Source organism: Nocardia sp. NPDC047648, assembly GCF_040642815.1.
Taxonomy (GTDB): Bacteria; Actinomycetota; Actinomycetes; order Mycobacteriales; family Mycobacteriaceae; genus Nocardia; species Nocardia gamkensis.
Genome location: NZ_JBEYSX010000007.1, coordinates 169,213 through 183,454, shown reverse-complemented (window position 1 = coordinate 183,454; position 14,242 = coordinate 169,213). Strand labels below are relative to the sequence as shown.

The following is a 14,242-nucleotide window of genomic DNA, read 5'->3' as shown; positions in this document are numbered from 1 at the left end:
CCTCCTCCCATCTCGTAGCCACGCGGATGCGGCAGCACCGCCGCGGCCGCGTCGCTAATCACAGGTAATCGGATGCAAGATTAGCGCGTAACAAGGCATGACCACGCATTCCGGGGTCCATGACCGCAGCGGAGGACACCCGCGAGCCCCGCTCGGGCCAACCGATATGGTGCGTACATGGGTTACGTACCGGGCAGGCCCGCCACCGGCGGGGCGCCCGGCACGGCAGCCGAACGCGCGCCGCGCGGCCACCGGCCGCAGCGGCCCGAGACCCGGAGAGACGGGGGAGCATGCGCAAGCTGATCATCGGCCTGCTGTGTCTGGCGGGTTTCGCCGTCGTCGTCGACTTCAGCACCGCGGCCTATTCGGAATATCGCGTGTCCCGCGCGCTGCGCGACGGCGCCGATCTCACCGCCGATCCCGAGGTGACGATTCACGGTTTCCCCTTTCTCGGCCAGGCCTGGGACAGCCGCTACGACCACGTGGAGATCCGGGCGCGCGCGAAGCGTGCGGACATCCCCGGCGAAACCGCGCTGGAGGCGACGCTGACGGGAGTGCGGCTCCCGCTCGGCGAACTCGTCGACGGCAGCCTGCGCGGCGTCCCCGTGGAGCGAGTGGACAGCAGGTTGCGGGTGGAGCCGACCGAACTGGGCAGGCTGTTCACCATCCCCGATCTGCAGGTGCATTCGCGGCCCGCGGACAAGTCCGACGGCACCGGCGGATCGGGTGGTTCCGGCATGACCACCACGGGCGCGCTGGTGCTCACCGGCACCCTGCCCGAGACGCCCGGGGCGCAGTACAGCGGCGAGAAAGTGAGCGTGCAGGCCGATCTGTCGCTCGACGGCGATCAGGTGAAGATCGTGGCGACGGGTTTCTATCGCGGCCCGCCCGGCACCGAGACCATGCCTGTGGCGGTGATCACCGAGGCCGATCGTCCCGCGGTGCTCGCCCGGTTCACCCGTACCATCGATACCAAGGAGTTGCCGTTCGGCGTCCGGCCCACGAAGGTCTCCGCCCAGGGCGGTCAGATCGTCGTGGAGGGCAAGGGCGTGAACGTCACGATCGACCTCGACCGATTGCAGCGACCATGATCCAAATCACCATCCTGGCAGTAGTACTGCTCGCCGCGTTGGCGGTGGGCATCCTGCTGCGCCGCCGCGAGGGCAAGGTACGCGCGGCCGACGGCATCGACCTGTCCGACCGCGCGGATCTGCTGGCGGCCGTCGGGGTGACCGGCGACGGTCCCGCGGTCCTGCATTTCTCCGCCGAATGGTGCGGACCGTGCGACGCGGTTCGCCGGGTGGTTGCCAATGTCACCGACCAGCTCGCGGGGTCGCCACAGCCGCCCCAGGACATCGAGGTGGACATCGACGCCGAGCCCGCTCTCGCGCGGGAGTTGAACGTGCTGTCGCTGCCCACCACGTTCGTCTTCGACACGGCGGGCAGGGAACGGTTCCGCATTTCCGGCGTGCCCAAGGCCACCGATCTGCAGTCCGCGCTGGAGCCGCTGACCGCAGCGGCCTGAGCTGCGACGACAAGTCCCCTCGACGGATGTGATCCACCCCGGGTCCAATTCCCCCGCCGAATTGGGTAAACTGCTGACGTGCTTTCCAACCACGAGCTGATGCTCACCCGACGCCGCACAGTGGATCTGTGTCGGCTCGGTGGTTGTTGCTGCCTGTGCCGCTGATCGGTCGGCTTCCCCGGATTTCCTGACGCCGACCCCTGTCCGCCGCGCGAGTGATCTCACGATCCCCCGGCGAATTGGCAAATCTTCAGTCATCGGACTTTCCCAGCGCAGGAGTACGCACAATGTCCACCCAGATCCGTAACAGTTCCGGAACGCTACCCACTACCGCAGACCAGGTCGATGTTCGCGGCCCGCGCTTCGCCGCATGGGTGACCACCGGCGTCCTCGTGGTCGTCCTGCTCGCCGCCGCGTTCTCGCCCGGCGCGGCCGCGGTTCTGATCGCCCTGCAGGCGGTCGTCTTCGCGATCGGCGCGGCCCTCGGTCCGCGCCGGCATCCGTACGGCCGGATCTACGCGGCATTCCTCGCGCCGCGCCTGGCGCCGACCAGTGCGACCGAGCCGACAGCGCCGCTGCGGTTCGCGCAGCTGCTCGGTTTCGTCTTCGCGGCCGTCAGCCTGCTGGGCTTCGCGCTCGGCTCCACAGTCGTCGGCGCGGTGTTCGCCGGCTTTGCCCTGTTCGCGGCGTTCCTGAACGCGGCGTTCGGGATCTGCCTGGGTTGCCAGATCTACCCGCTGGTCGCCCGTCTCCGCCGGAGCCCGTCACCGGCATCGAACTGACCCTGCTCGTCATCTCTGAAAGGAAAACAATGGCTCGCTCCGATGTCCTGGTCTCCGTTGACTGGGCCGAAGAGAACCTCAACGCCCCCGGCGTCGTCTTCGTCGAGGTCGACGAGGACACCTCCGCCTACGACGGTGGGCACATCGAGGGTGCCGTCCGACTCGACTGGAAGAAGGACCTGCAGGATCAGGTTCGTCGCGACTTCGTGAACCAGGAGCAGTTCTCCGATCTGCTCTCGGCCCGCGGCATCTCGAACGACGACGAGGTCATTCTGTACGGCGGCAACAACAACTGGTTCGCCGCGTACGCCTACTGGTACTTCAAGCTGTACGGCCACAACAACGTCAAGCTGCTCGACGGTGGCCGTAAGAAGTGGGAGCTCGACGGCCGTCCGCTGTCCACCGAGGCGGTGAACCGGCCCGCCACCCAGTACAAGGCGTCGGCGCCCGACCTGTCCATCCGCGCCTTCCGCGACGAGGTCATCGCGGCCATCGGCACCAAGAACCTGGTCGACGTGCGTTCGCCCGACGAGTTCACCGGCAAGATCCTGGCGCCCGCCCACCTCCCGCAGGAGCAGAGCCAGCGTCCCGGCCACATCCCCGGCGCCATCAACGTGCCGTGGAGCAAGGCCGCGAACGAGGACGGCACCTTCAAGTCCGATGCCGATCTGACCGAGATCTACAAGGAAGCCGGCCTGGACGGCGAGAAGGAGACCATCGCCTACTGCCGGATCGGCGAGCGCTCCTCGCACACCTGGTTCGTGCTCCAGGAACTGCTCGGCCACCAGAACGTCAAGAACTACGACGGGAGCTGGACCGAGTACGGCTCGCTCGTCGGCGCTCCGATCGAGTTGGGAGAGTAAGAGATATGTGTGCAGCACCTACTCAGGGTCAGGCCATCCCGGCCGGTGTCGACGTGGAGAAGGAAACGGTCATCACCGGCCGGGTCCTGAGCGCCGACGGCCAGCCGGTGGGCGGGGCGTTCGTGCGCCTGCTCGACGGCAACGGTGATTTCACCGCCGAGGTCGTCGCGTCGGGCACCGGTGACTTCCGGTTCTTCGCGGCTCCCGGCTCGTGGACCGTCCGTGCGCTCTCCTCGGCGGGCAACGGCTCGGCCGAGGTGCGCCCCGAGGGCGCGGGCATCCACTCGGTCGACGTCACGGTCGCCAAGTAAGACGCCACACCGGTCGAACGGCCCCGGTCGCTTTCCGCTCCGCGGAAGCACCGGGGCCGTTTGCGCGCCGCGACAAGGGGGTCGTTAGACTCGGATCGTGGTCCTCTTCTTCGAGATTCTGCTGGTGGCCGTGGCCGTTCTGATCGGCTGGTTCGGCCTCTACGTCTTCTACCGGCTGTTCACCGAATCATGAGCGAACTCGCGAGCGAAGGTTCCAACCCGGCCGAGCGAGCGAGTGAACAACTGAACGGAACCGCTCCGGCCGATTCCGCCGGTCGCCGCAGCGGTGACCAGGCCGTGGCCGACGCCGCCGAACGTGCGAGATCGACCGGCGCGCGAAATATCCCGGTCCTACCGGATCTTCCGCTGCCCGAGGACACCGCCAATCTGCGCCTCGGCCCGGATCTGAGCGCCTCGATGCTCGCGCTGCTCCCGCTGGTGGGCGTCTGGCGCGGCGAGGGCGAGGGCAACGACCCCGAGCGCGGGGACTACCGGTTCGGCCAGCAGATCGTCGTCTCGCACGACGGTGGCGACTACCTGACCTGGGAATCCCGGTCCTGGGTGATCGAGGCCGACGGCAACTACGGCGGCCCAGACCTGCGGGAGAGCGGCTTCTGGCGGGTCGGCATCGACGGCAACGACGAGGTCATCGAATTGCTGCTGTCGCACAGCAGCGGCATCGTCGAGCTGTTCTACGGCCAGGCGCTGACTCAGTCCTCCTGGGAACTGGCCACCGACGTGGTAATCCGCAGTCAGTCCGGCATCGTCGTGGGTGGCGCCAAGCGCCTCTACGGCATCGTGGAAGGCGGCGATCTGGCCTACGTCGAGGAACGCGTCGTAGCCGACGGCCCCCTCGAACCTCGTCTCTCGGCCCGCCTCCAGCGCTACATCGGCTGAGCCGGGGCCCGTCACCGCCTGACCCGGCAAGCCTTCCCTCCACCGGGCTTCGTACCGACACCACACCCACGTCAGCGGCTCCTCACCGGCGCACTCGATCACGTTGCCGAACGAAGGGGCAAAACAGAACAGCCCCCGAGCCATACCGGTGCGACTCTCATCGCACGGGTCCGGTCGGACAGACCGGGGCTCGGGGGCCGGGTGACTGCCTGGAATTCGCTCAGCGCTCGCGCGGGCGAAATCCACCTGCAGCGGTGGCGCTAGCGGACAGCCACCTCACGTGTCCTATGAATATCCATTCGTCGAACCACCTCCTTCCTCGTGTACGAACGAATCTAGCGGCGTGTCAGCAGCTCGGCAACGGAATTTCTCGGTCGGCGGAATCGGGGGCGTCACACGCTGTGCCTCGGGCCGCGAATTCGGTTGTGACCAGGCCCGATGCGGTGATCCGGAGCACCGTGGCGGCCTGATGGTCGTCCGGCAGTTGATGTGTGACGACGACCACGATGCGATCGGGTTCCACGATGCCGCTGTCGACGTCCAGCAGGTCGCGCAGCAGCTGCGCCCCTGGCTCGGCCTCCAGGTGCTCCGTCGGTTCGTCGAGCAGCAACACCCGCGCTGGTGACACGAGCGCCCGCGCGAGCAGTATCCGGCGACGCTGGCCGCCCGACACAGCGGCCGCTCCCCCGGCCAGGCCGGTGTGCACCCCCTCCGGCAGCCCGTCCAGCCAGTCGCCGAGACCGACTGTCCGCAAAGCCTTCTCGGCGTCTTCGGCGGTCAGATCGCCACGCGCTACCCGCAGATTCTCCAGCACCGAGGTGCCGAACAGGTGCGCGTCCTCGGCGAAGAAGGTGATGCCGGGGCGCGGTGTGTCGAACAACCCCGCCCACTTCATCAGCAGAGTCGTCTTGCCCGCGCCGCTGGGGCCGACCACCGCGATCCGCCTGCCCCGAGGCAGTTCCGGCACGCGCGCGTCGTGTAACCGGGCCGAGGGGGCGAGGCTCGTCCGCCGTCCTTCCGGCTTCGTCTCATACCCGGGCTGGGAGTCACAGGGGTCCGTCGCCGTGCCGGTGGGCGAACCGGATTCGAATCCGTCCAGGCGATGCAGCGCGGCACGGGCGGTCGTCAGGGCCTGCGCCGCCGCGGGCAGCGGGCCGACCGCTTCGAAGGCCGACAGGGGCAAGAGAACCAAGACGACCAGCGCCATTGGTGTCATCGCGCCCGCGGCACCGCCATCGGGGCCGTAAAGGGTGATGCCGATCAGTAGGGCGCCCAGCACGGCGGCGCCGATCGAGAGCGGCGTGGCGGCGGCGGCCCAGGCGCTGCGCCGGGCGGCCCGGTCCTCCGCGGCGACGGCTCGGCGTGACGCCGCTGCGGCCGCCTCGAGAGCGGCGTCGAGACGACCGGCGACGCGCAATTCGGCCGCGTGGTCGAGGACTGTCAGAGCCTGCGCGGTGAACTCCGCCCGGTCGGCGCGGACGGCGCGTTCGGCCTCCGCCGCCGCCGCGGCCGACAACCACGGCGCGACGATGCCCGACAGGGCCAGCGCACCCGCCAGGATCCCGGCAGCGGGCGGGGAGATCGTGGCCAGGAGCGCGACGGCCGCGACCGAGAGGACGAGGGCGACCGCGACCGGCACGAACACGCGGACCACCACGGCGCCCAGGTCGTCGATGTCACGGCCGACGCGGACCAGGAGATCACCGCGGCGCGGCGGCTTCGTCTCCCCGGCGGGCGCATCCGACCGCTCGTGCCCGGTCCGCGGGACCTCGGGCCGGCGCAGCCAGAAATCCGAGCGAGCCAGCGTGCGGTAGACCGTGGTGCGCGCGGTCGTCATGGCGCGCAGGGCCACGTCGTGCGTGGCGAGACGTTCCAGGTACCGGCACAGGCCACGCGAGATGCCCAGCGCGCGCACCGCGACGACGGCGATGCTCAGGTCGAGCACCGGCGGCATCTGCCAGGCTCGCGCGATCAGCCAGGCCGCCAGCGCCGCGAGACCGAGCCCGCTGCCCAGTGCCAGCACACCCCATCCGATCGCCACCGCGACTCGCCCGCGGGACAATTCGAGCAGCGTCCACATCCGGCGCAGATCACCGAATGTCGTGGTGTCGCGTGAAACGGCCCGCGTCATCGCGATCGCCCCTCTCGCACGTCCCGCGCGTCGGCTCGCGAACCGCGGGCGAGCATCAGCGGGTCTTCCACACGGGCCGCGGCCACCGTCACCCACTGGCCGCCGCAGTTTCCTTCGGGCGTGTCACCACACAGTCGACCGGCTTTCGCCGCCGCGGGACCTCCGCTCGCACGGTGCGCATCACCACGAGCGGGTCGCACGCGGCCGATCATCGGGCGATCCTCGGCGGCGATCAGCGACTGCTGAGCTCCGGTCGGCTTTGAACGAGCTTTTCTGCCGACACCCGCTCTATGAGGTGACCGGGCGCGATCGGCATCGGCCCGATCGTCACGCAGGACCACGCCTGGATAGGTGACCGGCGGACGGGTTCCGTACGAGTCGATGATGCTTCGCGCGTTCACCGCAGGATCTCCGCTCGGTCGGTGCGTACCTGGACGACGTGATCGGCGGCGGCCAGCACGGTCGGCCGGTGGCCGATGACGACGACCGTCGCGCCCGCGCGGGCCCGGAGCTGGAGGGCGGCCAGCACGGTGGCTTCGGCGGCGGCGTCGAGGTGCGCGGTCGGCTCGTCCAGCAGCAGGATCGGGCGATCGGTGGCCAGCACCCTGGTCAGCGCGAGGCGTTGGCGCTGGCCGAGTGACAGGCCGATGCCGCCGGGGCCGACCACGGTGTGCCAGCCGTCCGGCAGATCAGCCAGCACGGCGTCGAAACCGGTGGCCAGGCAGGCGGCTTCGAGATCATCGATGACGCGCGCCGGGCCACGGTCGGCGCGGTCCGCCGTTCGCGCGCCGAGCAGTTCGAGATTGTCCCGCAGCGTGCCGGGTACCAGCACCGGCCGCTGCGGCAGCCACGCCACGCGCGCCCACCATCCGTCCGGGTCCAGTTCACGGATGTCGACACCGTCGACGGTCACTGCGCCTCGGTCAGGCGCGATCAAGCCCAGGATCGCCTGCACCGCGGTCGATTTGCCGCTGCCGTTGGGACCGGCGAGCACAGTGAGGGAGCCGGGCCGCAAGACCGCCGACAGATCCGCGGGGGCGTACCCGTCACGCGCCCGCACCGAGAGATCGCGGAGTTCGACCGTGCCGGGGCCTGCGGAGCTGTCGCGACGAACCGTCGCCATGGCCGGCTTCCGCACGGTGCGGCGGTCGTCGCTCGCATCACCGCCCGCCGGTTCTGTCACCGCGCCCACTCCGCCACGGCGGGGCACCCATGCGGTCGGCGCGTCGCCAGGGTCCTGGGCCGCCGCGCCTTGCACGTCGTGGCCAAGCGCCCACTCGATCGGCTCGTCGCCGGAGTCGGTCGCCGACGCACCCTCCACACCATGACCGGGCGCCGACGCGATCGGCTCGCCGTCACGGACCTGGGCTGCCGCACGCACCACACCGTGGCCAGGCAGCCGTCCGGTCGGCTCGTCGCCAGGGTCGGTCGCCGAAAACCTCTGCACCCCACGGCGGGGCGCCGACGCGATCGGCTCGTCGCCAGGGTCCTGGGCTGCCACACCCACCTCACCGTCGCCAGACAGCCGTCCGGCCGGATCGTCGCCAGGGTCGGTCGCCGAAAACCTCTGCACGCCACGGCCGGGCGCCGACACGGTCGGCTCGTCGCCAGGGTCCTGGGCCGCCGCACCCACCACACCATGACCAGGCTGCGACGCGAGCGGATTACTGTCGAGGGCCGGGGCCGTGACGTGCCCGCCGTCGACGTGTGCGGTAGGCGTGGACTCGAGAATCGCGAACGCTTTGTCCGCGGCTGCCATGCCGTCCTGGGCGGCGTGGAAACGTTCGCCCACCATGCGCAGTGGCAGGTACACCTCGGGAGCCAGCACCAGCACCACCAAGCCCGCGTAGAGACTCATCTCGCCGAATACCAGCCGCAGCCCGATGGATACCGCGATCAGGGCCACGCTGAGGGTCGCGAGCATTTCCAGCACCATCGAGGACAGGAAAGCCATGCGCAGCGCCCGCATGGTGCGTTGCCGCAGCGCGTCACCGAGATCGCGGACGCGGTGCTGCATGGTGTGTGCGGCGGCGTCCGGTCCGGATGCCGGGTGGCCCGTCTCGCGGCCGAGCGCGCGCAACGTCGGCATGCCCGCGAACAGGTCGAGCAATTGGTCCGACAACCGGGTGGTGGCCGCGAGGGTGGCTTCGGCTCTTCCCTGGGTCAGCAGCCCGATGAGGATCATGAAGATCGGGATGAGCGGCAAGGTGACCACCGCGATCACCCCGGAGGTCGGATCGTGGGCCGCGATGACCGCGAGCACGATCGGCGGTACCAGCACCGCCAGCAGCAGAGCGGGTACGTAGCCGACGAGATAGCCGCGCAGCCCGGACAGGCCCGTGCCGACGACCACGGCCAACTCCGTTCGGCGCGTGTCGAGTTCGCGAGGCGACAGCCGTGCGCCCGCCGCGAGCACCGCGCCCTCCAGCTCCGCCACCACGCTCGCGCCCGCTCGGTGCGCCAGCCGGGACTGCGACCACGTGGCGAGTACCCGGCCCGCGATCACGAGCGCGAGCACGACCAGTTCGACCGTCCACGCGCCGAGCGTGCGCGCGCCCGGATCGGTGACCACCCCGGCCAGCACCCGCCCGATCAGCAGCGCCGCCACCACGATCGTCGCGGTGACGATCAGTGACAGCGCGACGCTGAGCGCCAGGTAGCCGCGCGCCGAGCGGGCGTACCGCCACAGGCGCGGGTCGATCGGCGGGCGGGCCATGGCGTCAGTCCTGTACGCGCCGCATGGGCAGGCCGACCGGGGGCGGGATCTGCTCGACGGTGATCCGCTTGCGGAACACCCAGTAGGTCCAGCCCTGGTACACCAGCACGACCGGGGTGGCCAGCGCCGCCGCCCAGCTCATCACCTTCAGCGTGTACGGCGTCGAGGACGCGTTGTGGATCGTCAGGTCGAATGCGGCGTCGAGCGTGGACGGCAGCACATTCGGGAACAGTGAACCGAACAGCAGCGCGGTCGCCGCCGCGACGGTCACCGTGGTGCCGGTGAACGCCCACCCGTCACGCTGGGCGAAGTCGGCGGCCGCCGCGACGACCAAGCCGAGTACCGCCAGTGCCAGCGGGATCCACGTCCAGCCGGCCCCGTAGGACAGCTGGGTCCACAATCCGAATCCGCCGACCACGACCACCGTCGGAGCCAGCAGCAGCCGGGCGGTGCGCCGGGCGTCGTCGCGGACTTCGCCGGCCGTCTTGAGCACCAGGAACATCGCTCCGTGCAGCGCGAACAGCAGCCCGGTCGCCAATCCGCCGAGTAGGGCGTAGGGCCCGAACAAGTCGGCCACCGAGCCCGCGAACTGCTTCTTCTCGTTCAGCGGAACACCGTGCACGACATTGGCGAACACCCAGCCCCAGGCCAGCGCCGGAACCCAGGAACCGATGCCGATGCCGATGTCGCAGCGGGCCCGCCAGCGCGGGTCGTCGATCTTGCCGCGGTACTCGATGGCGCAGATCCGCAGGATCAGCGCGACGAGCACCAGCAGCAAGGCCAGGTAGAAGCCGGAGAACAGGCTGGCGTACCACTCGGGGAACGCGGCGAACATCGCGGCGCCCGCGGTGATCAGCCAGACCTCGTTGGCGTCCCACACCGGCCCGATGGTGTTGAGCACCGCGCGCCTGCGCCGGTCGGACCCCTTGCCGAGGATCGGCATGAGCATGCCGACGCCGAAGTCGAAGCCCTCCAGCACGAAGTAGCCGGTGAACAGCAGGCCGATCAGGACGAACCAGAACTCTTGCAGACTCATCGCCGGCTCCTAGTAGGCGAACGAAAGGTGTTCGACGGCAGGTTCTTCGGCCGTGCGGCCGCCCGAGGCCGAGTCCGTGCCGTGCGGCTCGGACGCGGCGGGTGCGGCCGGATCGGGTCCGTGGATCACGTACCGGCGCATCAGGTAGAACCACACGATCGCGAGCGCGCCGTACAGCAGCGTGAAGGTGATCAGCGAGAACAGCACGACGCCGGGCGAGTGGTCCGAGACGCCCTGCTGCACGGTGAGGCGCAGGTTCGGGTCGCCGGTGGGGTTGGGCACGACCACCCAGGGCTGGCGGCCCATCTCGGTGAACACCCATCCGGCGCTGTTGGCCAGGAACGGCGTCGGGATGACCAGCAGGCTCAGCCAGGAGAACCAGCGCTGGTCGGGCACCCGGCCGCGGCGAGTGAGCCACAGCCCGGCCAGCGCGAGCAGCGCCGAACCCGCCGACAGACCGATCATGGCGCGGAACGACCAGTAGGTGACGAACAGGTTCGGGCGGTAGTCGCCGACGCCGAACTTCTCGTTGTAGGCCTTCTGCAGGTCGACGACGCCGTCCAAGGTCACGCCGGTGAACTCGCCCTCCGCCAGCCAGGGCAGCACGTACGGCACTTCGAGCACGTGCGTGACGCTGTCGCAGTTGTTGTGCGTGCCGACGGTGAGCACGGAGAAGTCCGGGTCGAGCGCGGTGTGGCACAGCGATTCCGCCGAGGCCATCTTCATCGGCTGCTGTTCGAACATCAGCTTGCCTTGCACGTCACCGGTGTAGATCAGCGCAGCCAGCGACACGATCAGCACGGCGATGCCCGCCCGCGCCGCGGGCCGCCACATCGCCCGCGCCTCGGCGAGTTTCGCCTCGTCGCCGCCGCGGGCGTTGCGCACCATCCACCATCCCGCGATGCCCGCGACGAAAGTGCCCGCCGTCAAGAAGGATCCGGCGACCACATGCGGGAAAGCGGCCAGCAAGGTGTTGTTGGTGAGCACCTCCACGATGCTCTGTAGCTCCGCGCGACCGGTTTCCGGGTTGTAGCGGGCGCCGATCGGATGCTGCATGAACGAGTTGGCCGCGACGATGAAGTACGCCGAGGCGTTCACGCCGATCGCGACCATCCAGATCGCGCCCAGGTGCAGCAGTTTGGGCAACCGGGTCCAGCCGAAGATCCACAGCCCGAGGAAGGTCGACTCCATGAAGAAGGCGATCAGGCCTTCCAGCGCGAGTGGGGCGCCGAATACGTCACCGACGAACCGGGAGTACTCGCTCCAGTTCATGCCGAACTGGAACTCCTGCACGATGCCGGTCGCGACGCCGAGCGCGAAGTTGATCAGGAACAGCTTGCCGAAGAACTTGGTCAGTCGCAGCCAGTGCTGCTTGCCGGTGACGACCCAGGCGGTCTGCATGGCTGCCACCAGCGGCGCGAGACCGATGGTCAACGGCACCAGAAGGAAGTGATAGACCGTGGTGATGCCGAACTGCCATCGGGAGATGTCCAGGGCGTTCAAGCCGGCCTCCTGCGTATCTACGACGTGTCGTAGTAAGACTACGTCGGAGACGACGGGGAACAATGCGTCCTAGGCCACGCCACCAGCGCGATTGCCGCCCATTTCGCCTGTTTTCCGTGCTCATCGCCACCCCGTGCCCGCCCGAGTAGGACGGAGATCACGGAGCGGCGCCTCGCCACGACAGCGCCGCCCTCCGCGCGCGGCCGACGCGACAACCGATCTCGCGGGCGGAACACCCCGTCACCAGTCGCCGATGGCTCCCGCGCGCTCGATGCCACGATCGACCAGATCGATGATCTCCTGGGCGTTGTCCGGCGCCGACATCCGCAGCCCGTCCAGCGAATTGACCCGCGCCGCAAGCGAGATGCTCGACAGCATCCAGACGCTGTCGCAGGTGAGCAGGTCGGCGGTGAACAGCGAGTCGTAGCGGCAGCGCCAGCCTGCCTTCTCGGCTTCGGCGAACAGCGCGCGCTGGGTGACGCCGGGCAGCACGCCGTTCTTCGCGGGCGGGGTGATCAACTGCTTGTCGCGCGCGATCACCACGGTGGACCGCGGCCCCTCCAGCACTCGATTCTCGGTGCTGGTGAAGATCACGTCGTCCGCGCCCATCCGCGCGGCGAACCGCAGGGCGGCCATGTTGGTGGCGTAGGACAGCGTCTTGGCCCCGAGCAACTGCCAGGGCGCCGCCTGTGCGAGGTCGACCGAGATGCCGCGCGAGAGGCTCACCACGGCGACCCCTTCGGTGCGGGCCTTCTCCACGCGCTCGGGCACCGGCACGACGAGCACGAAAGCCGTCGGCACCGGCACGGCGGCGGCGAGATCGCCGGTCTTGACCTTGTCGGGCGTGCCCGCCAGCTCGGAATCGCGGCCTCGGGTCAACACCAGCCGCAGCACGCCTTCGCGTTCGCTGCCCCATTCCTTGGCGGCGATCTCCACCGCCTCGCGCCATTTGCCCAGTTCGGGCTCGGGCAGATCGAGCGCCTGCGCGGAGCGGCGCAGTCTGCCTAGATGAAATTCGATCGCGCACGCGACACCCGCGCGCACGAGCACCGTTTCGAACACACCGTCGCCACGCAATACGCCGATATCGTCCGCGAACAACAACGGCGCATCCACATCTCGGACCGCACCATCGAGAGTTACCAGAACTCGATCCACCATGCGACGAGCGTAGGCGGTGTGAGCGGCCAATGCCTATGTCACGGCCGCTTTTGCCAGACCTTTTGTGCAGCCGCACCACAGCGCCCGCCGTAATGCTCGGACAATGCCGATCGGCTATGCCGGACCGCGGCGCCATGGCCCGGTTCGCGCACCGCCGGGCGGACCCGCCTAAAGTGGAGAAGGTGTCCGTGGTCGTTGCGCCCAGCCCCCTGCTCAATGTGTCGGGAGCCGTCGCGGGAGCGGCGGGTTCGCCCGACGCCGCCGTCGCCTGGCACTACGGCGATCCGTTCGGCGAACAGCGCGCCGCGGTGGACCGCGCCGCGATCGTCGACCGCTCGCACCGATTCGTCCTGCGCATCACCGGTGCGGAGCGGCTGACCTGGTTGCACACCATCACCAGTCAGCATGTCGCCGCCCTCGGCGACGGGCAGTCCGCCGAGAACCTCGACCTGGATCTGAACGGCCGGGTGCAGCATCACTTCGTGCTCACCGAGCTGGACGGCACCGTCTGGATCGATACCGAAGCCGAGCGCGGTCCCGACCTGCTCGCGTTCCTGCAGAAGATGGTCTTCTGGGCCGACGCCAAGCCGGTCGAAGCCGCTGATCACGCGGTGCTGAGCCTGCTCGGACCGGGAGTCGCCGGTCTGACCGAAGCGCTCGGCGTCCCGGCTCTGCCCGGCATGTACGAGGCGGCGCCGCTGCCCGGCGGCGGCTTCCTGCGCCGGATGCCGTGGCCGACGGCGGACTCCTTCGACCTGATCATCCCTCGCGACCGGCTGACCGACCTCTGGACCCGGCTCACCGCGGCCGGCGCCACCCCCGCCGGGATGTGGGCCTTCGAGGCGCTGCGCGTCGCGGCCGTTCGCCCGCGCATCGGCCTGGACACCGACGAGCGCACCATCCCGCACGAGGCCCGCTGGATCGGCGGCGTCCCCGAGCACGGAGCGGTTCACCTGGACAAGGGCTGCTATCGCGGCCAGGAGACCGTGGCCAGGGTGCACAACCTCGGCAAGCCGCCGCGGCACCTGCTGCTGTTGCACCTGGACGGCTCGGCGGACGAGCGCCCGGTTGTCGGCGACGACGTCACCGCGGGTGGCCGCACGGTCGGCAGGCTCGGCACGGTCGTCGACCACTACGAGCTCGGCCCGATCGCCCTCGCCCTGGTCAAGCGCGCCGTTCCGGCCGATACCGCGCTGGCCGCCGGTCCGGTGGCCGCGTCCATCGATCCCGATTCGATGCCCTCCGACGACGAGCCGCAGGCGGGCAGGCTCGCGGTCGACCGGCTGCGCGGGCGTTGATCCGTTGACGAAACACCGT

12 protein-coding genes are annotated in these 14,242 nt (G+C 69.6%); 7 read left to right on the top strand and 5 right to left on the bottom strand.

Annotated features, from left to right (window positions below):
• The first annotated feature begins 290 nt into the window (after positions 1-290).
• From ABZ803_RS17310 to ABZ803_RS17285, 6 genes are all read left to right on the top strand, one after another.
• The gene (locus tag ABZ803_RS17310; protein WP_357038635.1) at positions 291-1,091 is read left to right on the top strand and encodes an LmeA family phospholipid-binding protein; all 801 of its coding nucleotides are present in this window, start codon (positions 291-293) and stop codon (positions 1,089-1,091) included.
• On the top strand, positions 1,088-1,525 hold the full coding sequence (locus tag ABZ803_RS17305; protein ID WP_357038632.1) for a thioredoxin family protein: 438 nt from the start codon (positions 1,088-1,090) through the stop codon (positions 1,523-1,525). Before ABZ803_RS17310 ends, ABZ803_RS17305 begins: the two co-directional genes overlap by 4 nt.
• 287 nt (positions 1,526-1,812) lie before the next feature.
• Positions 1,813-2,307, top strand: a complete 495-nt coding sequence (locus ABZ803_RS17300; protein ID WP_357038629.1) for a DUF4395 domain-containing protein — start codon at positions 1,813-1,815, stop codon at positions 2,305-2,307.
• Between the two features lie 29 nt (positions 2,308-2,336).
• On the top strand, positions 2,337-3,170 hold the full coding sequence (locus tag ABZ803_RS17295) for a sulfurtransferase (protein ID WP_357038626.1): 834 nt from the start codon (positions 2,337-2,339) through the stop codon (positions 3,168-3,170).
• A 5-nt stretch (positions 3,171-3,175) separates the two neighbouring features.
• Positions 3,176-3,481: a DUF1416 domain-containing protein gene (locus ABZ803_RS17290; protein WP_040864741.1), complete on the top strand. Its 306-nt coding sequence runs from the start codon at positions 3,176-3,178 to the stop codon at positions 3,479-3,481.
• A gap of 189 nt (positions 3,482-3,670) precedes the next feature.
• Entirely contained in the window at positions 3,671-4,378 is a 708-nt protein-coding gene (locus ABZ803_RS17285; protein WP_357038623.1) for an FABP family protein, read from the top strand.
• A 346-nt stretch (positions 4,379-4,724) separates the two neighbouring features.
• On the opposite strand, the gene cydC is transcribed toward ABZ803_RS17285, so the two are convergent.
• The 5 genes from cydC to ABZ803_RS17260 form a co-directional block, all read right to left on the bottom strand.
• Entirely contained in the window at positions 4,725-6,509 is a 1,785-nt protein-coding gene (gene cydC, locus ABZ803_RS17280; RefSeq protein ID WP_357038620.1) for a thiol reductant ABC exporter subunit CydC, read from the bottom strand.
• A 397-nt stretch (positions 6,510-6,906) separates the two neighbouring features.
• Positions 6,907-9,225 (bottom strand): ATP-binding cassette domain-containing protein, encoded by a 2,319-nt coding sequence (locus tag ABZ803_RS17275; RefSeq protein ID WP_357038617.1) that lies wholly within the window; start codon positions 9,223-9,225, stop codon positions 6,907-6,909.
• Positions 9,226-9,229: 4 nt separating this feature from the next.
• On the bottom strand, positions 9,230-10,261 hold the full coding sequence (gene cydB / locus ABZ803_RS17270) for a cytochrome d ubiquinol oxidase subunit II (protein WP_357038614.1): 1,032 nt from the start codon (positions 10,259-10,261) through the stop codon (positions 9,230-9,232).
• A 9-nt stretch (positions 10,262-10,270) separates the two neighbouring features.
• Positions 10,271-11,764, bottom strand: coding sequence for a cytochrome ubiquinol oxidase subunit I (locus ABZ803_RS17265; RefSeq protein WP_357038611.1), 1,494 nt, complete (start codon positions 11,762-11,764; stop codon positions 10,271-10,273).
• A gap of 240 nt (positions 11,765-12,004) precedes the next feature.
• A complete protein-coding gene (locus ABZ803_RS17260) occupies positions 12,005-12,925 on the bottom strand; it encodes an aminodeoxychorismate lyase (protein ID WP_040864737.1) in 921 nt (306 codons plus the stop codon).
• Between the two features lie 134 nt (positions 12,926-13,059).
• Between ABZ803_RS17260 and ABZ803_RS17255 the strand changes: the two genes are divergently transcribed.
• A complete protein-coding gene (locus ABZ803_RS17255) occupies positions 13,060-14,223 on the top strand; it encodes a folate-binding protein (RefSeq protein ID WP_357038995.1) in 1,164 nt (387 codons plus the stop codon).
• The last annotated feature ends 19 nt before the right edge of the window (positions 14,224-14,242 follow it).

Coding starts and splice junctions, on each gene's coding strand:
- ABZ803_RS17310 (WP_357038635.1), top strand. CDS start 291: ATGCGCAAGCTGATCATCGGCCTGCTGTGTCTGGCGGGTTTCGCCGTC.
- ABZ803_RS17305 (WP_357038632.1), top strand. CDS start 1,088: ATGATCCAAATCACCATCCTGGCAGTAGTACTGCTCGCCGCGTTGGCG.
- ABZ803_RS17300 (WP_357038629.1), top strand. CDS start 1,813: ATGTCCACCCAGATCCGTAACAGTTCCGGAACGCTACCCACTACCGCA.
- ABZ803_RS17295 (WP_357038626.1), top strand. CDS start 2,337: ATGGCTCGCTCCGATGTCCTGGTCTCCGTTGACTGGGCCGAAGAGAAC.
- ABZ803_RS17290 (WP_040864741.1), top strand. CDS start 3,176: ATGTGTGCAGCACCTACTCAGGGTCAGGCCATCCCGGCCGGTGTCGAC.
- ABZ803_RS17285 (WP_357038623.1), top strand. CDS start 3,671: ATGAGCGAACTCGCGAGCGAAGGTTCCAACCCGGCCGAGCGAGCGAGT.
- cydC (WP_357038620.1), bottom strand. CDS start 6,509: ATGACGCGGGCCGTTTCACGCGACACCACGACATTCGGTGATCTGCGC.
- ABZ803_RS17275 (WP_357038617.1), bottom strand. CDS start 9,225: ATGGCCCGCCCGCCGATCGACCCGCGCCTGTGGCGGTACGCCCGCTCG.
- cydB (WP_357038614.1), bottom strand. CDS start 10,261: ATGAGTCTGCAAGAGTTCTGGTTCGTCCTGATCGGCCTGCTGTTCACC.
- ABZ803_RS17260 (WP_040864737.1), bottom strand. CDS start 12,925: ATGGTGGATCGAGTTCTGGTAACTCTCGATGGTGCGGTCCGAGATGTG.
- ABZ803_RS17255 (WP_357038995.1), top strand. CDS start 13,060: ATGGCCCGGTTCGCGCACCGCCGGGCGGACCCGCCTAAAGTGGAGAAG.